General features: G+C 37.4%; 22 protein-coding genes. All 22 read right to left on the bottom strand.

Translation table 11 applies throughout. The annotated features are described in order from the left end of the window. Positions 1 to 61: 61 nt before the first annotated feature. The 22 genes from RWP19_RS08085 to RWP19_RS08190 all read right to left on the bottom strand — a co-directional run bounded on the left by RWP19_RS08085 (position 62) and on the right by RWP19_RS08190 (position 26,014). Positions 62 to 1,675 carry a DUF2828 family protein gene (locus tag RWP19_RS08085; RefSeq protein ID WP_314357244.1) on the bottom strand — a complete coding sequence of 538 codons (1,614 nt, stop codon included), beginning with the start codon at positions 1,673 to 1,675 and terminating at the stop codon, positions 62 to 64. 480 nt (positions 1,676 to 2,155) lie between these two features. Next, the gene (dut, locus tag RWP19_RS08090) at positions 2,156 to 2,605 is read right to left on the bottom strand and encodes a dUTP diphosphatase (protein WP_314357245.1); all 450 of its coding nucleotides are present in this window, start codon (positions 2,603 to 2,605) and stop codon (positions 2,156 to 2,158) included. A gap of 10 nt (positions 2,606 to 2,615) precedes the next feature. Next, positions 2,616 to 4,685 carry a polyribonucleotide nucleotidyltransferase gene (locus RWP19_RS08095; RefSeq protein ID WP_314357246.1) on the bottom strand — a complete coding sequence of 690 codons (2,070 nt, stop codon included), beginning with the start codon at positions 4,683 to 4,685 and terminating at the stop codon, positions 2,616 to 2,618. A gap of 125 nt (positions 4,686 to 4,810) precedes the next feature. Continuing rightward, on the bottom strand, positions 4,811 to 5,077 hold the full coding sequence (gene rpsO, locus RWP19_RS08100; RefSeq protein WP_005386879.1) for a 30S ribosomal protein S15: 267 nt from the start codon (positions 5,075 to 5,077) through the stop codon (positions 4,811 to 4,813). A 165-nt stretch (positions 5,078 to 5,242) separates the two neighbouring features. Next, positions 5,243 to 6,040, bottom strand: a complete 798-nt coding sequence (locus RWP19_RS08105; RefSeq protein WP_295990560.1) for an ABC transporter ATP-binding protein — start codon at positions 6,038 to 6,040, stop codon at positions 5,243 to 5,245. Positions 6,041 to 6,050: 10 nt separating this feature from the next. After that, the gene (locus RWP19_RS08110; protein WP_314357247.1) at positions 6,051 to 6,923 is read right to left on the bottom strand and encodes an ABC transporter permease subunit; all 873 of its coding nucleotides are present in this window, start codon (positions 6,921 to 6,923) and stop codon (positions 6,051 to 6,053) included. A gap of 14 nt (positions 6,924 to 6,937) precedes the next feature. After that, positions 6,938 to 7,915 (bottom strand): ABC transporter substrate-binding protein, encoded by a 978-nt coding sequence (locus RWP19_RS08115; protein WP_314357248.1) that lies wholly within the window; start codon positions 7,913 to 7,915, stop codon positions 6,938 to 6,940. A gap of 24 nt (positions 7,916 to 7,939) precedes the next feature. Beyond that, a complete protein-coding gene (locus RWP19_RS08120) occupies positions 7,940 to 8,917 on the bottom strand; it encodes an ABC transporter substrate-binding protein (protein WP_314357250.1) in 978 nt (325 codons plus the stop codon). Positions 8,918 to 9,047: 130 nt separating this feature from the next. Further along, entirely contained in the window at positions 9,048 to 9,425 is a 378-nt protein-coding gene (locus tag RWP19_RS08125) for a hypothetical protein (protein WP_314357251.1), read from the bottom strand. A 50-nt stretch (positions 9,426 to 9,475) separates the two neighbouring features. Then, complete coding sequence (locus tag RWP19_RS08130; RefSeq protein ID WP_314357252.1) at positions 9,476 to 10,867, bottom strand: aminopeptidase; 1,392 nt, start codon at positions 10,865 to 10,867, stop codon at positions 9,476 to 9,478. 69 nt (positions 10,868 to 10,936) lie between these two features. After that, positions 10,937 to 11,920: a 3'-5' exonuclease gene (locus RWP19_RS08135; protein WP_314357253.1), complete on the bottom strand. Its 984-nt coding sequence runs from the start codon at positions 11,918 to 11,920 to the stop codon at positions 10,937 to 10,939. Positions 11,921 to 11,924: 4 nt separating this feature from the next. Next, a complete protein-coding gene (locus tag RWP19_RS08140) occupies positions 11,925 to 12,965 on the bottom strand; it encodes a glycosyltransferase family 9 protein (RefSeq protein ID WP_314357254.1) in 1,041 nt (346 codons plus the stop codon). Further along, positions 12,965 to 13,984 carry a glycosyltransferase family 9 protein gene (locus RWP19_RS08145; protein WP_314357255.1) on the bottom strand — a complete coding sequence of 340 codons (1,020 nt, stop codon included), beginning with the start codon at positions 13,982 to 13,984 and terminating at the stop codon, positions 12,965 to 12,967. Before RWP19_RS08145 ends, RWP19_RS08140 begins: the two co-directional genes overlap by 1 nt. 92 nt (positions 13,985 to 14,076) lie before the next feature. Further along, on the bottom strand, positions 14,077 to 14,571 hold the full coding sequence (locus tag RWP19_RS08150) for an HAD family hydrolase (RefSeq protein WP_314357256.1): 495 nt from the start codon (positions 14,569 to 14,571) through the stop codon (positions 14,077 to 14,079). Further along, positions 14,571 to 15,536, bottom strand: a complete 966-nt coding sequence (rfaD, locus tag RWP19_RS08155) for an ADP-glyceromanno-heptose 6-epimerase (RefSeq protein ID WP_314357257.1) — start codon at positions 15,534 to 15,536, stop codon at positions 14,571 to 14,573. Before rfaD ends, RWP19_RS08150 begins: the two co-directional genes overlap by 1 nt. Next, positions 15,533 to 17,011 (bottom strand): D-glycero-beta-D-manno-heptose-7-phosphate kinase, encoded by a 1,479-nt coding sequence (gene rfaE1 / locus RWP19_RS08160; RefSeq protein ID WP_314357258.1) that lies wholly within the window; start codon positions 17,009 to 17,011, stop codon positions 15,533 to 15,535. The genes rfaD and rfaE1 overlap by 4 nt, the downstream gene beginning before the upstream one ends. Before the next feature lie 95 nt (positions 17,012 to 17,106). Next, the gene (gene gmhA, locus RWP19_RS08165) at positions 17,107 to 17,676 is read right to left on the bottom strand and encodes a D-sedoheptulose 7-phosphate isomerase (protein ID WP_314357259.1); all 570 of its coding nucleotides are present in this window, start codon (positions 17,674 to 17,676) and stop codon (positions 17,107 to 17,109) included. Further along, complete coding sequence (locus RWP19_RS08170; protein WP_314357260.1) at positions 17,676 to 18,602, bottom strand: membrane dipeptidase; 927 nt, start codon at positions 18,600 to 18,602, stop codon at positions 17,676 to 17,678. Before RWP19_RS08170 ends, gmhA begins: the two co-directional genes overlap by 1 nt. A gap of 25 nt (positions 18,603 to 18,627) precedes the next feature. Beyond that, positions 18,628 to 19,104, bottom strand: coding sequence for a transcriptional regulator NrdR (gene nrdR / locus RWP19_RS08175; protein ID WP_295208396.1), 477 nt, complete (start codon positions 19,102 to 19,104; stop codon positions 18,628 to 18,630). 199 nt (positions 19,105 to 19,303) lie between these two features. Further along, entirely contained in the window at positions 19,304 to 22,750 is a 3,447-nt protein-coding gene (locus RWP19_RS08180) for a pyruvate carboxylase (protein WP_314357261.1), read from the bottom strand. 283 nt (positions 22,751 to 23,033) lie between these two features. Further along, positions 23,034 to 24,380 (bottom strand): M18 family aminopeptidase, encoded by a 1,347-nt coding sequence (locus tag RWP19_RS08185; protein ID WP_314357262.1) that lies wholly within the window; start codon positions 24,378 to 24,380, stop codon positions 23,034 to 23,036. A 233-nt stretch (positions 24,381 to 24,613) separates the two neighbouring features. Continuing rightward, complete coding sequence (locus RWP19_RS08190; RefSeq protein WP_314357263.1) at positions 24,614 to 26,014, bottom strand: anion permease; 1,401 nt, start codon at positions 26,012 to 26,014, stop codon at positions 24,614 to 24,616. Positions 26,015 to 26,254: the final 240 nt, after the last annotated feature.

Consider the following 26,254-nt stretch of genomic DNA (forward strand, 5'->3'; position numbering starts at 1 on the left):
TAAGGTCCTACTAGTCATAACTAGACTAATAAGAACCTTATGGAACAAGATTATATAAATATTACGCTACCTTTACATAGTCTTGCAACACTGTATCTACAATACTACACTTTACATCTAGCTCCGCTTTAAGTACCGTTTCAGGATTGAGTTTTCTAGATACTACCATATCAACGATAGATTTCGAGAAACCAGATACGAGGATAACACCGCTCGGATGCATTTGTACAGGAATTGTATTATGTGCGTACACAGATACATTCCAGAAGATAAGCCGTGGCATAGTATACCCAAGGGCTTCAAATTTCCGGCGACACGATTCAATAACCATGGTGTTATCTTCATGCTGTGTAGCTTGGTCAAACTGCATATCAGAAATAATAAAGCACGATGAAGGTAGTTCCTCTTGATGCAGATGATTTTTAACAGCTGTATCAAGAATCAAGTCAAAGGTTGCCTCTATATCCGTATTGCTATAATCGTCAAAGCGATGTAAGCGTCTTAGCTTATCTCGCAATGTTTGACACATCGAAATATCTACCATTTGTGGACGATTGCTAAAGGTGATAAATCGATTTTTAAAGGACTTATTATTATGTTGTGAACAATACAGTGCAATAGAATCTGCCACGCTTAAGGCTGTAACAGAACTATTACCTGTCAGGTGTTGACACATAGAAGCAGACCCATCTCGTATGACTAGAATATCGTCATAATCCTTAGGTGGTTCTTGGGCATTCCATAATTGCTCTAGCGTTTCGTCATAGGGTTTTAGAATCTCACCCCAATAACCACGTTTTTCTACATAGGCTTGCACAATATCGTACAAGAACATAGAGTTAGCATTAATCTTAACAGCATCGTCGCCCTTTTGTAATGATGTAAGATATGCCTTGCGACGTTCTTCATCATGTTTTAGGAAAGCATTACGATATTTAAGATTCGCCTTAGATGGTACATGATTATAATTAATATCATTCCATTGGTTAAGAGATGCCTGTCTATCTACTACCGATAAATGTTCGCGCAGCCTAGATAAAATTTTACGATACTCTCGTGCACTTAGATGTAATAAGGATTGCAAAATAACTGCCTCAGAACGTTTTTGCTTAGAGGAAGTATTATTGGACGGCATCCATTTAGCTAATAAACTAATAGAATCGCCAAGTCCACACCCCATTACATCACGTCTGAACTGATTGAAAATTAGCTCTCCAAGTCCATCGTGTAGGATAGTACTAGTCGTATCAAAGAAAATGCGCAGCACATCATCCCAACGACCATAGTTCCATAACTCAGTACCGATGATGAATTGCAATGCCATTTCTGGATGCAAATCACCAATTTTAGTGAGCATCATACGAAATACATCGCGTTCACCAAGTCCAATCTTAATATGACGCGCATACATAAGCCATTTCATGGTATAAAGAGGATCTTCCTCATAAGATGTAATAAATAAACGTAATGCTTCTACTGCATCCATAGTACCATTAGCACTATAGAAGTATCGGTTGTATTTACTTTTACCATAGAAATCAACAGCAGCCTGACGCAATGAAGGTACTGAGAAATTAAGATCTACCAACGTACTGCCACTCGTGCGATACGCAGTTGCATCATTTTTAGTATAAGATTTTTCATTTTTTGTTAATGCGTCCATAAATGTATTCATAGCTCATATCTCCTTAGCATAAAAAAACCGCTGCTGATTATCACAACGTAAATTTTGAAAGCAAAATAAACACGACAACCATAAGCGGTTACAATACAAAGTTCAAGACAATTACTAACCTCAACAAGGCTAAGGTTAACTAGACACGGAACTCTAGGCCAACGGGTCTCCTAATATACTACTTTTTGGTTATTTAATCAAAGGATTGCTGATAGTGTCTAACCTTATGAATCGTTTATGAACGATAACTATGAAATTATACTAGATTCTATACTCATATTAATCTAAAGCTTTATATGACAGGATTGCTGTTAGAATCTAAGTCTATCTGTTCTACATGTTGGTGATATCTTTCACCTGATGATTCGATTATAATACACGCATCCGTGTGTGTCAATATTAATTTTAAAACTTTTTATAAAAAAGCCGCCCAACATAAGTTGAGCGGCTTTCACTATTCTATTCAGAATCGTATTTAGTTTACATAGTCCCAGTGCTACCAATACCACCTGTACGAATGCCTGTAGCATCGTCATCGTTAGTGATAAGGTATTTTGAGAAGATGCCTTGCGCTACGCGTTCACCTTTTTCAAGGGAAACTACTTCTTTACCATAATTGAGTAAAGCAATCATAATATGACCTTCGTTGTCCTCATTATTATAGTAATCGCTGTCGATAATGCCTGTGCTATTTACAAGTGCTAGATGGCGTTTAATGGCCATGCTAGAACGAATGTGAATGGCAAGGTATTCATCGTATGCCATGAAAGCTTTAATGCCTGTTGGCACTAATACTACTTGACCTGGTTCTAAAGTAACAGCTTCAGCGCATTCAATATCATAGCCTGCGCTTTCTGTTGTTTTACGTGTCGGTAAATTGATATCTTGTTCTTCAAAAGCAGAAACTACTTCAAAGCCACGAATATCCATGGAACACCTCTTATTTTAAACAATCTTTACGTGACAAGTTGATACGGCCTTGTTTATCGATTTCGATAACTTTTACCATAATCTCATCGCCTACATTTACTACGTCTTCTACATTTTCAACGCGTTCTTTCGCAAGTTTGGAAATATGTACAAGACCTTCTTTACCTGGTAATACTTCTACGAAAGCACCAAATGCCATCAAACGAGTTACTTTACCAAGGTATACTTCACCTACTTCAACTTCTTTAGTAAGGTTTTCAATGATTTGTTGTGCTTTAACAGCACCATCTTGATCTACAGAAGCGATAAATACTGTGCCATCATCTTCGATGTCGATTTTTGCACCTGTTTCGTCAATGATACCACGAATTACTTTACCGCCAGAACCGATTACATCGCGAATCTTATCTGGATCAATTTTCATTGTAATAATACGTGGAGCATATTGAGACATTTGTTGACGTGGTTCAGCAATTGTATCAAGCATGATGCCCATGATATGCATACGTCCTTTATGAGCTTGTTCTAATGCTTCATGAAGGATTTCACGAGATAAGCCGGAAATTTTGATATCCATTTGAATAGCTGTTACACCCTTAGCTGTACCAGCAACCTTGAAGTCCATATCACCAAGAGCATCTTCCATACCTTGGATATCTGTTAAGATTGTGTAGTGTTCGCCTTGAGTTACAAGACCCATTGCAATACCAGCTACAGGAGCTTTAATAGGTACACCAGCATCCATCAATGATAATGTGGAACCACATACAGATGCCATAGAGCTTGAACCATTAGATTCTAATACTTCGGATACTAGACGCAATGCATATGGGAATTCTTCTTCGCTAGGAATTACAGGTACCAAAGCGCGTTCAGCCAAAGCACCATGACCAATTTCACGACGGCCAGGGCCACGGGATGAACGAGTTTCGCCTACAGAGAAGGATGGGAAATTGTAGTGGTGAATATAGCGTTTTTCTGTTTCTAAACCAATGCCATCGATAGTTTGTTTTTCAGATAATGGTGCTACAGTGGCAACGTTCAATACTTGTGTTTGACCACGAGTAAATAAGCCAGAACCATGTGTACGAGGTAATACACCTGTACGACAAGAGATAGGACGCACTTCGTCAAGTTTACGGCCATCTGGACGAATTTTTTCAACAGTAATCATATGACGTACAATTTCTTTTGTCATTACATCAAATGCTTTATTTACATCACTCAAGTTATCTGGATAGATTTCTTCAAAGTGTGCTAATACATCTGCACGCACTTCACTTTCTTGTGCATCACGTTGTTGTTTATCAGCACAACGTACTGCTGCATCAAGTTTATCATGACCATACGCACGAACTGCATCAGCAATTTCAGCTGGCACGTCTTTACTTTCAAATACGCGTTTTTCTTTGCCTACTTTAGCTTTCATGTCTTCTTGGAAAGCTACGATTTTTTTGATTTCTTCATGAGCTGCCATGATGACTTCAAGAATAATTTCTTCTGGAACCTCTTGAGCACCACCTTCAACCATGAGGATAGCATCTTTTGTACCAGCTACAACAATATTAAGGTCTGTTTCTTCTAATTGTTCTTTTGTAGGATTTACAACAAATTCACCGTTGATACGACCCATGCGAACGCCTGCAATAGGACCATTCCAAGGAATATCAGAAATAGATAAAGCAGCGGAAGCGCCAATCATACCACAGATTGCTGGATCACAATCTTGATCAACGGACATGACTGTTGCTACTACGTGTACTTCATTACGTACACCTTTATCAAATAATGGACGAATAGGACGGTCAATCAAACGGCTATTCAAGATAGCAGATTCAGGTGGACGTGCTTCACGTTTAATAAAGCCACCTGGCAAACGACCAATAGCATACATTTTTTCTTCATAATCAACTGTAAGTGGGAAGAAATCGATATCCTTCGCCTCTTTAGAACCTGTAGCGGTAACGAGTACACGAGTATCACCGTAACCAACCATTACGGCACCGCCAGCTTGTTTTGCAAGTTCCCCAGTCTCGATCGTAAGCATACGACCAGCTAGGTCCATTTGGAATTGTTCCATTCCTATTCCTCCTAAAAATCTTCTTATATGTATACCTTTTTATTATATATCATCAGAAAAAAATAAGCGAATTATTATAGCAACTAATGCAACAAAAAAGCCGTCCTATAGGACGGCTAATTTTATTATTTACGAAGACCAAGACGTTCGATAAGAGAACGGTAACGTTCGATATCTTTACGACGAAGGTAGTCAAGCATGTTACGGCGTTGACCAACTAATTTCAACAAACCACGACGGGAATGATGGTCTTTTTTGTGTTCTTTCAAGTGATCTGTTAAGTATTGGATGCGGCTTGTTAAAATCGCAACTTGTACTTCTGGAGAACCAGTGTCACCTTCATGAGTAGCGTATTCTTTAATTACTGCTAATTTAGCTTCTGTAGTTAACATTAATGTTACCTCCTAAAAAAATAAATAATCCCGATAAGCTTAAGTAACCGTTGGAGATTCGAATACTTCGCTTACGATATGTCTTACGACCTTATTTAGTATACAGTATGTTCCTTAACTTGTAAAGGTATGTCATAAATAAAAGAGGGCTTATGCCCTCTTCTATTATTTCGCACCTAGCACCATACGGTCGCTCAATGCATTTTCCCCAGCTACTTCAAATTTTTGTAATAAATCGGCAACTGTTAATTTTTTCTTTTCTTCCCCTTTTACATCATAAATAATGCGGCCAGCATCCATCATGATGAGGCGATTACCAAAGCGCAATGCATCACGCATATTATGGGTAATCATAAGAGTCGTTAAGTTATGTTCAGAAACGAGTTTATCAGTCAATTGCAAAACATTTTCTGCCGTCTTAGGGTCAAGAGCCGCTGTATGTTCGTCCAGTAATAAAAGGTCTGGACGAAGCATAGTAGCCATCAATAGTGTGATAGATTGACGTTGACCACCAGATAATAAACCCATACGAGCAGATAAGCGGTCTTCAAGGCCTAAACCTAATAATGCAAGTCGTTCTTTAAAGAATGCTTGTTCGCTATCTTTAAAAGCCCATTTAAGGCCTAAGTTTTTACCACGGCGCATGGCAAGAATCAAATTTTCCTCAATTTGCATGTTACCTGCCGTACCAACCATAGGGTCTTGGAATACACGACCTATATATTTAGCTCGTTTATATTCTGGCATTTTTGTAACATCAATATTATTGATAGTGATGGACCCTTCATCAACTGGGAACACGCCAGCAATAGAATTTAATAATGTACTTTTACCAGCACCATTACCACCGATTACAGTACAAAAATCACCTTCTTCTAAATGAAGATCAATCCCTTGAAGAGCGGTTTTTTCATTGATTGTGCCTTTAAAGAAGGTTTTTACCATATTTTTTACTTCTAACATAGTGACCTCCTTAACGAGCCAACCATTTTGCTTTCAATGTAGGCAAGGAAAGCGCAATGGCAACAAGAATAGCAGTAAATAATTTCAAATCGTTTGGTGGCATACCCATATAGAGCACAGCGGCGATAACGATACGATATACGATGGAACCAAGTACTACAGCAATAAGGCTTTGTACAAAGGATTTTGTACCAAATACTACCTCACCAATGATTACAGAAGCCAAACCAATAACAATGGTACCAATACCCATACCTACGTCGGCAAAGCCTTGGAATTGACCAATCAAAGCACCAGACATACCAACAAAACCATTGGAGATCAAAAGACCAAGAACGATCATATTATCAGTGTTTACGCCTTGGGCGCGAATCATTTGAGGGTTAACACCTGTTGCACGTAATGCTGTACCGATTTCAGTACCGAAGAACCAGAACAACAATAAGCATACTACAATAGCAACAATAACACCTACGATAGCAGCAGACCACATGTTTGGTGTGTGAAATACGCTACCGAGAATCGTATAAATTGTATCCATCCGAAGTAAGGATACGTTAGCTTTACCCATAATGTGAAGATTAATGGAATATAAAGCAATCATTGTTAAGATACCAGCAAGCAATGCAGGAATCTTTAATTTTGTATGAATCCAACCTGTTACAGCACCTGCGGCCATACCGCCTACGCCAGCAATCAAGATAGAAAGGATTGGGTTCATACCACTAGTAATTAAAATTGCAGAAATGGCTGCCCCCATTGGGAACGTACCTTCTACGGTTAAGTCAGCCACATCTAATACGCGGAAGGTGATGAATACACCTACCGCTAACAAAGACCATAAAAGGCCTGTTGTTATGGTGCCTACCACTAAATCTAACATTAAAATCTCCTCTATTATTTCATATCTTTACGAAGTGCTTCAGGAATTGTGATACCAAGTTTTTTTGCACGTTCTTCATTAACAGTTAACTTAATATCTTTTTGTGTTTCAATAGCTAAGTCAGAAATTTTAGCTTCACCAGAAAGAATCTTAGCAGCCATTAAACCTGTTTGATAGCCTAATTTATAGTAGTCAACAGAATATGTTGCCACACCACCAGTCATTGTCATACCTTCATCGGCAGCAAATACTGGAATTTTAGCTGCATCTGTAATTTGAGCTAAATTAGCCATAGCAGACGCTAATACATTATCAGTAGGTGTATAAATAGCTTGTACATCTTGATTTACAAGATTTGTAGCCGCTTGTTGGATATCGTTTACATTGGAAACAGTAGCTTCTACAACCGTAATACCTTTTGTGGCAGCATAAGCTTTCATTTTTTCAACTTGAAGTTGGGAGTTGATTTCAGAAGATGTGTAAATTGCACCAATACGTTTTACATTTGGTACTAACGCAATAATAAGATCAACCTCTTTTTCTACAGGTGTCATATCAGATGTACCAGATACATTACCACCTGGTTTTTCATTAGATTGAACAAGTTTTGCTGTTACGTAATCTGTAATAGCAGTACCCATGATTGGAATATCATGAGATGCATTTGCCATAGTTTGTGCTGCTGGTGTAGCAATCGCTAATACTAAATCCTTTTTATCAGATACAAAACGTTGAGCAATACTATTCAAATTAGATTGATCCGCTTGTGCATTTTGTTGGTCTAATTTGATATTTTCACCATCTTTATAACCTTTAGATGCAAGGCCATCAACAAAACCTTTATTCGCAGCATCAAGAGATGGATGTTCTACCAATTGAATAACGCCAATTTTCTTTTGCTCATTAGTTGCTGTATTAGAACCACAACCTGCAACCATTGCCATAATAGAAATAGCACTAAGTGCTACTGCAATACCTTTTTTCCAGTTCATGTGTAACTCCTTACCAATTGTTTATTAAATCATAGTTGCTTTGTTCATCAATTCTTCTGGTAATGTGATGCCCAATTTTTGTAATTTATCTTTACTTACAACCAATTTAAATTCTTTTTGCATTTCGATAGGCATATCTTCAACTTTAGCTTCACCAGTTAAAATTTTAGCTGCCATTAAACCGGTTTGGTATCCAAGTTTGTAGTAATCTACGGACAAGGACATGACAGCACCACCTTTTACGTGGTTATCTTCACCGCCAAATACAGGAATTTTTGCTGGGTCGGTAATTGCTACAAGATTACTCATAGCAGAAGCCACTACATTATCTGTTGGCACATAAATTGCATCTACACGTTGAGAAACAAGATTTTGTGCTGCTTGTTGAATATCATTTACGTTAGAAACAGTAACCTCTTCAACTTTAACACCTTTTGATGCTGCGTAAGCTTTCATTTTCTCAACCTGAATTTGAGAATTTACTTCGCTAGAACTATAAATAGTGCCGATAGTTTTTGCATTTGGTAATACTTGTAAAATTAAATCCACTTGTTGTTCAACAGGATTCATATCAGACGTACCAGATATATTACCGCCCGGATGTTCATTAGATTTAACAAGTTTAGCTGCTTCATAGTCGGTGATTGCAGTACCCAAGATTGGAATATCATGCGTTGCATTCGCCATAGATTGAGCCGCCGGCGTTGCAATTGCAAGAATTAAAGTTTTACGATCAGATACAAAGCGCTGAGCAATACTATTCAAATTAGATTGATCAGCTTGCGCATTTTGTTGATCAAAAGTGATTTTATCAGCTAAACCTTTTTCTTTAAGAGCGTCAACAAAACCTTTATTTGCCGCATCTAGTGCAGGATGTTCTACAAGTTGTACTACGCCAACCTTGTATTCACCATTTGATGTTGTTCCGTTTGTGCCACAACCCGCAAAAGCCATTAGAACTGCCGCCGTTAGCGCTAGGGCAATACCTTTTTTCAAATTCATGGGGATTTCCTTCCTATATGCAAAATAATAATACTTTTATTATAAACAAATTTATCCACTACATCAATGTAGCAGAGTAAAGTATTTTACAATTTACTGTATTTATACCACTGTAAGATTAGAAATCCTATTATGTATCTAAAGATGCTAACATATCTATCGTTAAATCATTAGCGGCTAAGATATAATCTTTAAGCGTTCCTTTATCAAGAGCGACCTTCATAACAGGTACTTCAAATGGATCGAGAATGACACACATTAATATTTCACCTGTTACATAATAACCAACTACGGCTTCTCCTTCATCAGGATCTAAAGTTTCACGCTTTACCGTTACACAGTATGGTTTCATGACCTGTGCTGCAGCTTCTGCTACTTCTTCACGATTAGCAATATATTCTTCTACCTTTGTTTCAGGAATATCAAAAATATCAACCTTTACCGTCTTAACCTCTGTGGCCTCTTCTTTTGCAGCTTCTATAGCTGCACCCAATTCTGTCTGATTCATATATACCTCATATAGAATGGACTTTCACCATTGGTGAAAGCCCTATTATACTAGATTGTTTCATCAGCTGCATTCAAGAACGCAACATAGCATTGTTTAGCCTCGTAAATATCCGCCTTAGATGTAACCTCCCAAGGAGCATGCATACTAAGCACAGCTACGCCACAATCGATAACATTCATACCATATAAGGCCATGATATATGCAATGGTACCACCACCACCGAGGTCAACTTTACCAAGTTCAGCAGTTTGGTATGTTACATTATTGGATTCCATAACACGGCGGATAAAGCCCATATATTCAGCATTGGCATCATTAGAACCAGATTTACCACGAGAACCAGTAAACTTGTTAAATACTACCCCCATACCTAGATAGGATGCATTTTTCTTTTCAAAAGCAGATGCATATAGCGGATCATAGCCAGCACTTACATCAGAAGATAACATACGAGAATTTTCCAATGTGCGTCGTACACTTACAGAATTAGGTTTGCCCATGAGTGTTAGAATTTCAGCTACTGCATTTTCAAAGAAACGAGATTGCATGCCCGTAGCACCTACAGACCCAATTTCCTCCTTATCTACAAGCAAGCAACAAGTTGTGCGTTTTACATTGTCCACTTCAAGCATAGCCACTAAGGATGTGTAGGCACATACGCGGTCGTCTTGACCATAGGCCATAACCATAGAGCGATCAAAGCCCATATCACGAGCTTTTCCGGCTGGTACAATTTCTAGCTCTGCAGATAACAAATCACGTTCTACAAAACCGTATTCTTTTTCAAGAAGGCTATTAATAAATTTAGTAACTCCTTCTTTTTCCTCATCTTTTACAGGACGGCTACCGATGAGTAAATCAAGGGCCTCCCCTTCAATGACCTTAGCCGCATTCTTTTGCATTTGTTCTTGTCCCAAATGAGGTAACAAGTCAGTAATACAGAATACTGGATCATTTTCCTTATCACCAATATTAATATTGATACGAGTACCATCTGTTTTTACTACCACGCCATGAATAGCAAGTGGCATAGCAACCCAATGATATTTTTTTATTCCCCCATAGTAGTGAGTATCCCAGAATACTAAATTGCTATCTTCATACTGAGGATTTTGTTTTACATCAATACGAGGAGAATCAATATGAGCACCTAAAATATTCATGCCTAGTTCAATATCATCAGTACCAATATTAAATAAAGCAATAGATTTATCCATATGGGTATAATAAATCTTATCCCCCACTTTGATTGGTGTATTGGATTTAATAATATCTTTTAAATTTACATAGCCTTTTGCTTCTGCAAATTTAACAGCTTGCACAACGCATTCACGTTCTGTTTTACCATTATCTAAAAATTGACGATATGTATCGCTTAAAGTATATACCTTTTCCATTGTGGCATCATCATAATTATGCCAAGCATATTTACGTTCCATAATCTATCCTTTCTAAAAGCTCACATACTAAAAATTTTACTCAATAGATGCGAACTCATATTAACAAATTTATTTTTGGCGGTCCTTTTCAAGTTCCGCCTTGCAAAATTCTAAATATTTTCGCTCTTTTTCTCGATTTATTTCAGACTTCTGAGTATATAGAGAACGAATTTCGTCCGTACAATGCGTTAATACCTTAGTAACGTAAAATTTTGTACTACCGGACTTAATCGTATATTTTCCAACTTTAAGTTGCACCGCAAAATCGCCATGTTTCGGACAAACACCGATAGCGAGATGCTTATCCCCTTGCAAGCGTTCTGGACGTGTCATTTCCAAACGCGTTTGACAATATGGGCAGAAAGATAAACGTACACGTCTATCATGAACAATACGCTTTTTCTCAGGGAAGTTTTCATACATAAAAAATGTCAGAATCGGTGGATAAAGAAAAGGATTATTACTTTCCTTTCGAATTTGGTCATAATGCAAAATTCCTTGTGGAATATCTAACTTTTGACATATATGTGCCGTAAATACAGCATCATGTAACGCATTATGAGCAGACAAATGCTCGGTAGATATATTAAGATCTTCCATAGCATGTGCCACAGAGTACTGTTGACTCGTACCATATCTCTGATAGGAATAAATCATCTGTGCATCAACCCATTGATCATAGGATAAAGCTTTCATCCTATAAAGCATTAGATTTTCACGCAATATGAGAATGTCATCAGATCCCCAAGATAACAACATATACTCATCACCACACCAATTTTGAAAGTACTGCATAGCTGTCTTAAAGGGCACACCATGATCGAGTTCTCGTGATGTAATACCTGTCAATTCACGGACATGTTTATGCATCCGTGGCAGGTATTGTGGTTTGATGAACATTGTAAAATGATCTACAATGTCCATCTTTTCATTCAGTTTTACCGCTCCGATTTGAATGATTTCCCCTGTTAGTGGCATTTTTGTGCGCTTCATAAAGCTAATGTCATTGCTATAGGGTTGATTCCACTCTAAATCAAATACAATATAGTTCATATGTTTATTTCGATTCTGAAAGCAACGTTTCCGCTGCTTTAATAACCTGTTCTTCAGAAATTACAAATAACCCTTTGTAATTTCCTTCTTTAATAATCTTCTTCATGCTTTTACCAATCTCGTATGAATCCATCGTTTCCAGAACGATAGCATGAGCTTGATATGGACCATAAAAGAATGGATTTGATGGACCGTAAAGTGCCACAATGGGCACCTTTTGACTAATGGCCACATGCATAGGACCAGAGTCATTTGTAATCAATAGATTACAGCGACTCATAGCCGCCGCTAATGGTCCTAACTGGAATTTTCCAGTAGCCACAATCGGTTTCGTTTCCATTTGTTCTACTACAGGTTGCACCATTTCGAGATCCATAGGGCCGCCAAAGAATACCGTCTTATACCCTAAACAACCGAAATGATCGGCTACATGGGCAAATCGTTCAGCAGGCCAACGTTTCTCAGGAACAGCACTACCAATATTAAAACCGATGAGCTTATCACTATCCGTTAAGCCATGACTAGCATAGAAATCTTGAGCCTCACGGCGCCATGCTTCACAAGTTTCAATGTGTAAGCCAGAGTTAGAAATATCCGTTACACCTAATTGCTCTAGTACATTGATGTACATATCTGCAGCGTGGCGAGTTTTACGGTCTAGACGGATATACTTTATCATAAATGGTCTAAATAGAAAATGGCTCATCCCTGTTGTAATAGGGGCATGTATTTTCCAAGCTAAATAAGATGTGCGTTCATTAGGATGTAAATTAATAACGATATCAGGTTTCCCCTTTTTATTAATCTCACGAGCAATCTCATTAAGGCCAGAAATACTATTATGACGCCCTTTTTTATCTACTACAATCAGTTCATCAATATTGGGATTATATTGCATCACTTGTTGTAACTTTTCATCTATTACATACGTAATATGACTATGTGGTGCTGCTTTACGAAGCACTTCTAAAAATGGAGTCGTTAATATAACGTCGCCTAAATGCATAAGAAAGGTGACCACAATGCGTTTATAATCAAGTTCCATTACAGTTCCTTTCCAAGTACTTGTTCATATACAGACCACACTGCATCCACTGGAATTTGAGCCATACAATCTGGATCATCTACTAATGGCTGTTCTGGCGTAGCCTTTGAAGTAGGTGAAATTATAAGATGTACGTGACTACCTCCATATGGGCCAGTTCGTTTAGGAGATGTGGTTCCAAATAGAGCAATCAAAGGACGCTTAAGTGCATTGGCTATGTGCAAAGGTCCCGTATCAGCACTGATAAAAATTTCACAATGTCGAATCAACTCAATCAATTCCGGCATGGATGTAGAACCTACTAAATTAATGAGATTCTTATTTTTTACATAGTTTTCTATGAAAGCTCCTTTTTCTGCATCATCAGGAGCACCAGCAATAACTACTTTTTTTCCAGATTCACATAAGCGGATACATAGCTCGCCAAAGTTAAGAAGTGGCCACTCCTTAACAATCCAACGAGCACCTGGTACAACTACTACATATTCATCTTCTACACCATGAGATTGTAACTTATGCTTAACGGACTTCTCTGCCTCCACATAAGCAGGCATAGGAAACTCTACGCCTTCTACGTCGCCTCCAAGAACACGTACGGTATCGAGGTATCGTTCGATAACATGATCGTATTTATGTTCACCAACAAGTGCTTTATTAACAAAATTACTGCCTTCACGAAGCTCCCAGTACCCATATTTTTCAGGCGCACCAGATAATAAAGATACAATGGCGCTCTTTACAATACATTGAAGGTCTAAAGTCATATCAAAATGACGGCTATGTAAATCCTTACGTAACTGCCATAAATACGCAGGCTTTTTAAGTTGTTTTTTGTCGATAATGATTACATCATCTACCCATGGTTTACCAGGTAAGAGGCTAGCAAACTGCTCATGAATAGCCCATGTAATATGCGCATCAGGCCAATTTTTACGCACTGCATACAAGGTAGGTAATGCATGAATCACATCACCTAAAGAACTCATCTTGATGATGAGTATATTCTTGTAATCTTTCATATAGCCTCCCAAAATACAATACAACAACTAAAAAGCCTCATAACACCGTTGAATCTGATTTAATCTAAATCAAACATAAAGTAAATAATAGACTAAATAATAGTCCTAATAAAATCTAATAAGTTTGTGCCTGTAAATAGATAGCCTTTTACACCAGCCGCTTCAGCTGCATCAACGTCACGCTGACTATCCCCAATAAGGAAACTCTCCTTTGGATTAACATCATAGTCCTTAATAGCTTGATTAATCATGCCTGGTTTTGGCTTTCTACACTCGCAATCTACAGCATAACGAGAAACAATTCCTTCTTTATGATGAGGACAGTAATAGAAATGTAAAACAGGTGCCCCACTACGATCTAGTTCATGAGCCATATGATCATGCAGAATCTGAATATCAGACTCCTTATAATAACCTCTAGCTACACCACTTTGATTGGTTACTACAATGAGGTCATATCCCTTGCTATATGCATAGGCTAGAGCCTCTTTAGCACCCTCTACCCATTCTAAGTCGCTGATTTTGTATAGGTAGCTAACATCTTTGTTGATAACACCATCGCGATCTAAAAATAATACCTTGCGCATTAACGTAAATACCCTTCGTTATTATCTAATAGTTCACAATACTCTTTAACAGCATCTTCCATTTTATGGAACCCTTTATCATAGCCAGCAGCCAACAATTTTGTTGTATCAGCTTCTGTAAAGCTTTGGTATTTACCTTTTAATACCTCAGGGAATGGAATATATTCAATCTTGCCCTTGCCATTATAGTCGATAATAGCTTGCATAAATTGGTTAAAGCTATGAGCATTACCTGTACCACAGTTAAAAGTACCAGAAATTTCAGGGTGTTCCCAAAAATAGAAGTTTACATTAACTACGTCTTTAACATAGATAAAGTCACGTGTTTGACCACCATCTTCATAGCCGTCAGTACCTTCAAATAGATTGATAATACCAGTTTCTTTATTTTTGTAGAACATTTGGCGAACTAAGGATGCCATTTTATCTTTATGAGCTTCATTAGGGCCATATACATTAAAGTAACGTAAGCCTACAACTTGAGCCGTATATTCACCTTCGTATTTACGCACATAACGATCGAATAACAATTTAGAGTACGCATATGGATTGAGGGCTTCTTCAGCTTCTGGTTTTTCCACGAACCCATTAGTACCATTGCCATAAGTAGATGCAGAGGATGCATAGATAAATGGAATACGACGGTCTTGGCAATAATGGAATAAATTTTTAGAACCTTCATAGTTGTTCTTCATCATATATTTGCCGTTATATTCCATTGTGTCAGCACAAGCACCTTCATGGAACACGACTTCAATAGGACCTACATCAAATGTACCATCAGCAATAGCACAGTCGAAATCATCACAATCAATATAATCCAAGAATTCTAGATTTTGAATATTTCGGATTTTACGACCATCTGTAAGGTCATCAATAATAAGAATATCTGTACGACCACGGTCATTTAACGCTTTCACAATATTACTGCCAATAAAACCAGCGCCGCCTGTTACGATAATCATAATTTACCCTCCTTAGCCATAGTAGCTATTTTCTCTACAATATCTGATGTAGAATAACCTTCTTTAAATGAAAGCACCTCTACATGTTCTACGGACTCACGGCCAATAATGTCTTCTATCTTATAATCGCCGCCCTTAACAAGCGTATTAGGACGCAAATAAGCTAATAGTTCAGCTGGTGTATCTTCTTCGAATAACACAACACCATCGATACAACGCAATGCGCTTAATAATGCTGCTCTATCCTCTTCACGTACGATGGGACGCGTTTCCCCTTTTAGGCGTCTAACAGAAGTATCGGAATTTAATCCAATAATTAAATGATCGCCTAACTGAGCCGCCTCTTGTAAATACGTAATATGTCCACGATGAAGAATATCAAAGCAACCATTAGTAAACACAACAGTTTCACCTTTGTTTTGCCATTGTGTAATGAGCTGCTTCATCTCTTCTTTTGTGTATAAAGGTTTAGATTGAACACTATGCTTATAAGAATGCCACAAGTCCAATAGTTCTGAGCGATGGATTGGATATGTGCCCACCTTAGATACGACAATACCAGCAGCACCATTTGCGATATGTAATGCCAAACGCATAGATAAACCGCTAGCAAGACATGTCATCATCATAGATACAACCGTATCGCCTGCACCACTTACATCGAATACCTCTTGTTGTGTAGCCGGATTATGCCATGTGCGTCCATCCTTTGCAATAACAGTAATCCCTTTTGCAGAGCGTGTAGCCACAATATATTCTAAATCAACATTAGCCAGTACTGACTTAGCTGCCTCTACGATAGTGGCATCATCGTTAGCTAACTTATGACCTACACATTCTCCTAGTTCTTTTACATTCGGTGTAATGCAGGTTGCACCATTATATTTAGACCAGTTTGAACCTTTAGGATCTACAATAGTTTGTACACCATATGTCTTAGCTAAACTAAAGATTTTTTTTAGCAATGTCGGTGTACAAACACCTTTGCCATAGTCAGATACAACAATACCATCGATACCAGTTTTACACAGATTTCCAAGCCAAACAGACAGACGTTCCTCTTCCTCACTTGTCAAATCTGTAATCGTTTCAAAATCAAGGCGCATCATCTGTTGGCGATCACCTAAGATACGCATCTTGGTAATGGTAGAACGATCATCACTCGTTAATAAACCTGTTGTATCAATCTTATCAGCCTTTAGCAATTGTTGTAGTAAACGACCATGGTCATCATTGCCGGAAATAGCACCAAGATATACTGTACAATCTAAATTTGATAAGTTTGACGCAACATTACCAGCTCCACCAAGTACTTCTTTCATCTTTGCCACGCGATTTACAGGAACCGGTGCTTCCGGAGAAATACGACTTACATCACCAAAAACATAACGATCTACCATAACATCGCCAACAACGGCAATCTTCAAATTTGGCAGTTGTTTTGTTAAAAATTGATTAATGGTAGTATTTATCATAGTCCACCTATTCCTTACCACAATATACATGCCTAAAGAGTTAACTAAAATACTTAGTACCATACATGTATCTATTAACAAATAAAAGCTAATAATTAATAATCTTCTTCAATAATTTCACACATGATATGCCCAGCCAGAATATGCATTTCTTGAATACGAGCTGTCACATTACTAGGAATAGCTAGTGTAATATCACATAATTCGGCTAGTTTACCGCCGCCTTCACCTGTGAAAGCAATGGTATGCATACCAATAGATCGGGCCATTTCTGCAGCTTTGACAACATTCTTAGAATTTCCAGACGTGGAAATTCCAATAAGAACATCACCTGTACGACCTAGACCCTCTACTTGACGTGCAAATACAGATTCAAAATCATAGTCATTAGCAATGGCTGTCAAAGCAGATGTATCAGTAGTTAATGCAATACCTGCAAGAGAACGACGTTCTTTTTTAAAGCGACAAATCAATTCAGCTGCTAAATGTTGAGAATCTGCAGCAGATCCACCATTACCACAGAATAAAATTTTATTACCATTTTCAAGAGCAGACTTACAACGGTACGCAATCTCTTGAATCGTATCCATGTGCTCCATAGTCTTACCGAAAACCTCAAGATGTTCTGTAAAACGATCTGCAATGATTGGATTTAAATCAGTCATTATAAAATCTCCTTTAACAGTCTATCTGCATTTTTCCAGAATAATTTTTCACATTGTTCTACAGATAAACCGGCTTCCTTAAATGCATCATACAAACGATACATTTGAGAAGTATCTTTAATTTCTGTATCAGGTTTGATACCATCAAAATCGGTTCCTAATGCAACCACATCTTCTCCGCCTTTATTGATGAGATATAATCCATGCTTTACGATATCTTCAACGCGACTTATTGGTGATGTACCTAAGAAAGATTGAGCAAAATTAAGACCTATAACGCCACCCTTATTGGCAATTAGCTTAATTAACTTATCTGGTAAGTTTCTTGTATGTGCGGTAACTTCACGGGCATTTGAATGAGACGCTATAAATGGTACGTCTAAAATATCTCCTAGCTGTTCTGTACCACCATCATTCAGATGAGAACAGTCAACAATAATTCCTAAGTCTTGCATAGCCTCTACAAATTCAACACCTTTCGATGTTAATTTTTTATGTTGGTCACCACAATGTGGCTCACCAAGTCCATTTGGATAATTCCAAGTAAGCGTAATAAGTCTAATGCCATCTTGATAAGCTTGTTTAAGTTTATCTAAATCACCATCGAGTACGCCACCCTCTTCAATAGACATAAGGGCTCCAATCTTACCAGACTCATACATAGACTCTATATCTTGATAAGAGAGCACATGTTGTATGTGCTCTCCATAGTGATGAATTTGTGATGTACATAAATTACGCATCGCTTCATAACGACCATAAGGGTCATTTGTCTCACCAAGATTGATAAACAGTGCAAAATCTTGCACCTTGCTATGAGCCTTTTGTAATTTTTCTATATCGATTTTCCAAATATTGCGATACAAATCTCCACTACTAGGATGATCTATCAATTTCATTATCGTATCGCAGTGTAAATCTATCATAAGGCCTCACAAATAGTATTAGCAATTAATTACGTTTCGTTTTTTTAGCATCCAATTTCTTTAATGCTTTTAGTTCTTCCATAAAGCTATCAATATTATCAAACTTACGATATACGCTTGCAAAACGAACATATGCAACTTGATCTATATCTTTTAACTGTTGCAATACAAGTTCACCAATACGATCAGTAGTTACCTCTTGATTAATTTCATTTCGAATATCTCGCTCTACATCATTAACTACTTGTTCCATTACGGACATTGGTACGGTTCGCTTATCACAAGAGCGCAATAAACCATTTAATAATTTACCTCGATCAAATAATTCACGACGCCCGTTTTTCTTTAATACCATAAGAGGTACTTCTTCTATAATTTCATAGGTAGTAAAGCGACGGCCACAATTGATACATTCGCGGCGACGGCGAATACTATTACCTTCATCAGTCGTTCTAGAGTCTGTTACCTTCGTGTCTGTGTGTTGGCAATAAGGACATCTCATCTGTTACTACTCCTTCTTCTAATAATAACTCTAAAATAGTGCATAATACGCCCATTTTCTATACTATATATAGTACCATGAAACCCTTTAAAATACAAAGAATCCCTAGGATTTCCTAGGGATTCTTCCATTATTCTAAAGTATTTTATTTTATGAAAAACTTTAGAAATAATATTTTTAATTTTACCAACTATTATAACTAACGTTTAGGAGCATCTTGAACGCGAAGTAAGCAGTCGCCAGATTCGATGCGACTACCTTCACGAACTAAAATTTCTTCTACGATACCATCGAAAGGAGCTGTAATTGTTGTTTCCATCTTCATCGCTTCTGTAACAATCAAAGGTTCGCCTTTAGCAACAGATTGACCATTTTTAACGAGGATTTTAACAACAGATCCAGATAATGTAGCACCGATTTCACCAGGATTAGATTCATCTGCTTTACGACGAACAACACCTGTAGTCTTAGCATGTTTATCATGAACCTTAATACTACGAGGTTGACCATTGAACTCGAACAATACGATGCGGTTACCGTCTTCATCAGGATCAGATACACCATTCATTTTGATAATCAATGTTTTACCTTTTTCGATAGTTACTTGAATTTCTTCACCGCGTTTCATGCCGAAGAAGAATGTAGGAGTATCAAGTACAGATACATTACCAAAGTCTTTTACAAATTTATTGTAATCTTGGTATACCTTAGGGTATAAGCAGTATGCGCTAATATCTTCATCAGTTGTATTAGCACCCATTTCATTTAACTCATGACGAACATGTTCAAAATCTGTTGGAGGTAATACTGCACCAGGACGAACTGTAATTGGTTTTGCACCTTTTAAGATGATTTTTTGTAACTCTTCAGGGAAACCTTGGTATGGAGTACCAAGACGACCTTCAAAGAATTCTACTACAGATTGAGGGAAGTCTAATACATCGCCTTTTTCGTAAATATCTTTTTCAGTCAAGTTGTTTTGTACCATGTACAATGTCATGTCGCCTACAACTTTAGAAGAAGGTGTTACTTTAATGATATCGCCAAACATCATATTTACTTCATGATATACTTTTTTGATATCATTCCAACGATCACCAAGGCCTACCATCTTAGCTTGTTGTTGCAAGTTAGAGTATTGGCCACCTGGCATTTCATGTTGATATACTTCAGTGTTAGGATATGCTTCAGCTTTATCTACACCTTTATAGTATGGACGAATGCTACCAAAGTAATGAGACATTTCTTCCATATAGTCAATGTTCATTTCAGGTTGACGGTCATGTCCACTCAATGCATAGTACATAGAGTTCATACTAGGTTGAGAAGTACCATTAGCAAATGCAGAGTATGCTAAGTCAATAACGTCTACACCAGCATCTACAGCACGACCATAGGAATAGATAGCATTACCAGATCCTTCATGTGTATGCAAATGAATTGGCACTGTAACAGCATCTTTTAATGCAGATACAAGATTATAAGCTGCTTGAGGTTTTAAAAGACCAGCCATATCTTTAATAGCAATGATATTAGCACCCGCTTTTTCAAGCTCTTTAGCCATATTTACATAGTAGTCCAAATTGTATTTAGGGCGGCTACTATCAAGAATATCACCTGTATAACATAATGCTACTTCAGCAATTTTGTTTTGTGCTCGAACTTCATCAATAGCTACATGCATATTATCAAGGCTGTTTAAGCTATCAAATACACGGAATACATCAATACCATTAGCAGCAGCGCGTTGAATAAATTGACGAACTACATTATCTGGATAAGATGTGTAGCCTACAGCATTAGCACCACGAATAAGCATTTGAAGTAATGTATTTGGCACTTCGCGACGGAACATACGTAAGCGTTCCCATGGATCTTCATGTAAGAAACGATAGGATACGTCAAATGTTGCACCGCCCCAACATTCTAAGGAGAATAAGTTAGGAATACCTTTTGCAGCATGACCAGCTACGCGTGCCATATCAATTGTACGCAAACGTGTAGCAAATAAGGATTGATGAGCATCACGCCACGTTGTATCAGTAAAGAATACATGTTTTTGGTCAGATAACCATTTACTAAATCCTTCTGGACCTAATTCATCAAATTTTTGTTTTGTACCAGCTGCAGGAGGTACATCTAAATTAGATGGCATTTGAATTGGTTCAAAGTCAGGCACTTCTTGAGGACCTGCACCGGAGTAACCATTGATTGTTACGTCAGCAATATAGCGTAATAATTTAGTACCACGATCACGATCAGGTTTCAATTCAAATAATTCTGGATGGTCTTCAATGAAGTTAACAGTGTAATTTCCGCTTTGGAATTCAGGATTTTCAAGAACGTTAATCAAGAAATGAATATTTGTTTTAACGCCACGAATACGGAATTCTTTTAAACAACGAAGCATTTTACGAATGGTTTCTTCATTGTTAGGACCGAATGCAGTCGCTTTTACGAGTAAAGAATCATAGTAAGGTGTTACTACAGCACCTGTGAAAGCATTACCAGAGTCTAAACGGATACCAAAGCCACCAGAGCTACGATACGCCAAGATTTTACCTGTATCAGGCATGAAGTTATTTTTAGGATCTTCAGTAGTGATACGACATTGAATAGCAGTACCTTTACAAGGAACTTCATCTTGTGTAGGAATACCAACTTCTGGGCTATGTAAGTCATAACCTTCAGCAATACGAATTTGAGAATGAACGATATCAATATCTGTAATCATTTCTGTTACAGTATGTTCTACTTGGATACGAGGGTTAACTTCGATGAAATAGAAAGAGCCATCAGAAGTTACCAAAAACTCTACAGTACCAGCATTAACATAGCCTACATTTTTCATAATTTTAACGGCTGCATCACATACTGCTTTACGAGTTTCTAAAGGCAACGCAAAAGCTGGTGCCATTTCAACTACTTTTTGGTGACGACGTTGTACAGAGCAGTCACGTTCATGTAAATGAACTACATTACCATGTTCATCACCAAGAATTTGTACTTCAATATGTTTAGGTTCAACAATGAGTTTTTCTACATATACATCATCATCACCAAAGGCAGCTTTAGCTTCAGATTTAGCACGATCATAAGCATCACGAAGATCTTCTTTACGATGAACTTCACGCATACCACGGCCACCACCGCCATTTACGGCTTTAATCATCAATGGATACCCATGCGTATTTGCAAATTCTTCTAATTGTTCAAAGTCTCTTAATGCCCCATCAGAGCCAGGAATCATAGGGATATCTGCCAATTTAGCTTGTGTACGAGCATTAACCTTATCACCGAACATATTTAAATGTTCAACATGAGGTCCGATAAAGATGATTCCCTCTTCACCACAGCGACGAGCGAAGTCTTCATTTTCAGATAAGAAGCCATAACCTGGATGGATAGCATCAATATCATGTTCTTTTGCAATACGAATAATATCTTCAATATCAAGATATGCTTCAACTGGTTTTTTACCTTCCCCTACGAGATAGGCTTCGTCAGCTTGGTTACGGTGCAAAGATAATGTATCCTCTTTGGAGTAAATGGCTACAGTTTTAATACCCATTTCATTACATGCACGGAACACGCGGATTGCAATTTCACCACGGTTGGCAACCAATACGGATTTAATTTTTCTCATGTATTGCCTCCTACTAGCTTCCACTAATGTGAACTATCAGCTTTCAATTTTATTAATATATGAATATTTCCTATACCTATAGTCAAAACAATATATTCGGAAAACTCATCAATTTTTATGATAAGCATTATATTCATAATTACATATTACTATTATACAATATTTTCCACATATTTAAAGGATTATGTTAATTACGAAATTATAAAATACATTAATTGCGGTGCATGATAAAAACTCATATGTCTTTTATCGATGCACATCGAACTAATTCTATATTATATATTTATTCACCTAGAAAATAATTCATTAACCGATTAAGTTGTTCTTGATCCTTTGCCCCCATTAACTCGCGTGCAGAATGCATTGCTAATAATGGTAAACCAACATCCATTGTTCTCATCGGTAACATAGCAGATGAAATAGACCCAACCGTTGATCCCCCCGGTATATCAGAACGATTTACATAAATTTGATAATTTGCCTCAGCTTCATCACACAAACCCTTAACTATTGCAATGGCCCGTGCATCGCCAGCATAAGACTGACTACATGCTATTTTTAAGGCTACCCCTTTATTAAGTGTAGGAATATTAGTAATATCGTTTTTTTCAGGATAGTTTGGATGTAAACCATGTGCTACATCAGAGGAAATCATAAATCCTTTTGATATAAAACTTTCCATCTCTTGATTAGAATATCCTAATGCATCATATACTCGTTTAATAAGGTTCGGTAAAAGCATACCTGCCCCACCTTGTTTTGTACGACTACCTACCTCTTCATTATCAAATAGAATAGCACAGCGTACACCATTAGCGTTAACCTTACGAGACTGAATAATTCCAGATAGTACACCAAAGCAAGATGTTAAATTATCTAGACGAGGAGCACTAATAAAATCGCCTTCTGTACCAAGCACACAGCCTTGTTCTGTTGGGTATAATGTTATTTCATAAGACAAAATTTCAGATGGATCACAGTTGACTTCATCAGCCAAGAACGTAGTCCACTCATCGTATTGAATATCAGACTCAGGAAATAGGCTTGGATTGTTGCTATCACGTAAAGTTTTACTAGAATTCTCCTTATCCTTACGATCCATCATCAATATAGGAAGCAATTCCTTTTGTCGATTTAATTTAACACCATCATTAACGGAACGATTCATATGTATAGCTAAGTTTGGAACGATGGCGATAGGACGTTTTGTATCAACCAATACAGAATCAACGTCAAAAGCATTATCACCTTTTAATACCACAGTACCCGCAGCCCCTAAAGGACGATCAAGCCATGTATTTTCAATGAGGCCACCGTACATTTCCACATTTAACTTGGTATAACCTTTTACTGATGTAATAGGATTTGGTTTAACGCGAATTGCAGGAAAGTCCGTATGCGCTGAAGCAATACGTAATGTGTGTTCTGGCTTCTTTCCTATATGAAAGGCAAACAGTGTAGTACCAAACACATTAACTACATAAGAACCAGAGTCTAATTGCCACTCATCATCTAAATTCAATTCGGTAAATCCAGAGTCCAATAACATTTGTAAACTTGTGTCTACAGTATGATACGGAGACGTACAAGCACCGATATATTTTAATAACTGTTCATTATCAAATTTCATAGATTCCTCCTATGTAAAATAATGATGCTATTCTTATACTCACTATAAATAGTTTATTTATGTATAATGTTACAACATATACATTAATAATTTATTAACTACTCTTATTTTATCATAAAAAAACCGCCCCGAACGGGACGGTTTTCAGTATATATTGTAACTACATATTAAGAACCTATAAAATATATAGTTCTTAGTATATTACAAGTATATTAACTTATACTTATCAGTCCTTACCACATACCGATAGCTTTCATCCATACAGAACCAAGTCCCATAAAGATAATCAAGTTAATTACGGATGCAAAGAAACCAAGTTTCCACCATGTATTTTGAGGAACATAACCAGTATTGAAGATTACTGGAGAAGGACCTGCTGCATAGTGAGTTAAAGACATACACAAGTTAGATGTGAATGCAATCATCAACAAAGTCAACATTGGTGGTGCACCTGCAGAGATAGCAATTGCAGAGAATGCTACGAACATTGCAGAAATATGTGCAGTCAAAGAAGCAAATACATAGTGGGAATATGTATTAATAAGTACAGCTATAACAAAGGCAATAATCCAAGATCCTTCTGGAATATAACCGCCTACAAGTACTGTAGCCCATTTGATAAAACCTAATTTGGATAAGAAACCCGCAAAGCCCATTAAAGTCCCCATCCAAACTAATGTATCCCAAGCACCTTTTTCACTTTTAACATCATCCCAAACAAGAACACTTGTAGCAAGCAAAATGGAAATGCCTAAAAATGCGACAGTTGTAGCATCTATTTTTGTGAACTGAGAAGTAGCCCATAACACTAAAGCTAAAACAAATACGCCTAGCATAACCCATTCTTGGAAGGACATTTTACCAAGTTCTTTTAACTCTTCTTTAATCATTTGTTGCGCTTCACGAGCATCTTTAATTTCAGGTGGATATACTTTGTAAATAAAGTACGGCATAATGATCAATGCAATAATACCTGGCACGATGGCAGCCATAGCCCAATCACCCCATGTGATACCAATACCAAAAGATTGAAGCGCCAATGCTGCAACCAATGTGTTACCAGCCATGGATGTTTGGAACATAGCAGATGTAATAGTATTAACTTGATAAATGGATTGCATCAAGAAGGAACCAATTTTACGAGGACCATCTTGCGGTTCGGAACCGAAAGCTTTTGCCAAACTTGTAGTAATCGGCATGATAACACCACCTACACGGGCTGTATTAGATGGAGTTGCTGGTGCCAAGATTAAGTCAGATAAAGCTAATGCATAAGCCAAACGTAAGGAACTACTACCAAAAGCAGAAATCAAATTATACGCAATACGTTTCCCTAAACCAGTTTTTATAAATCCACGAGAAAATAAGAATGCACCTACAATCAACCAAATAGCAGAGTTAGCAAATCCAGAGATAGCTTCACCAATCTTTAATGTACCTGTTAATGCAGCCACAGTAATAACAACGATGGATACGCCACCAATCGGCAATGGCTGAGTAATAAAGCCTACGATAGTAGCAACAAAAATAGCAAATAAATGCCAAGATTGAGGTGTTAATCCCTCTGGCGTTGGAATAAACCATAGAACTATACCAAAGACTGCCGGAATAATCCAATTTAACAGTTTTTTCATACACATACCTCCTACATAGGAAAAAACTAAAATATATAACTGCTGAAATACCAAGGCATCGTAGAGTGACTATAAAACGCACTATATACCCTCTTTCATACGGTGTCTTCAGTATAATCAGTAGTATGTAAAATTTGAAATATATTTATATCATTTTATGATAAATATAATATATTACAATACAAAAGAAAATCATAACCACCCGTAGAACGGGTGGTTTGCTCTGACCCTATAAGGGTC

The organism is uncultured Veillonella sp. (assembly GCF_963522475.1).
In the GTDB taxonomy this organism is placed as follows: Bacteria; Bacillota; Negativicutes; order Veillonellales; family Veillonellaceae; genus Veillonella.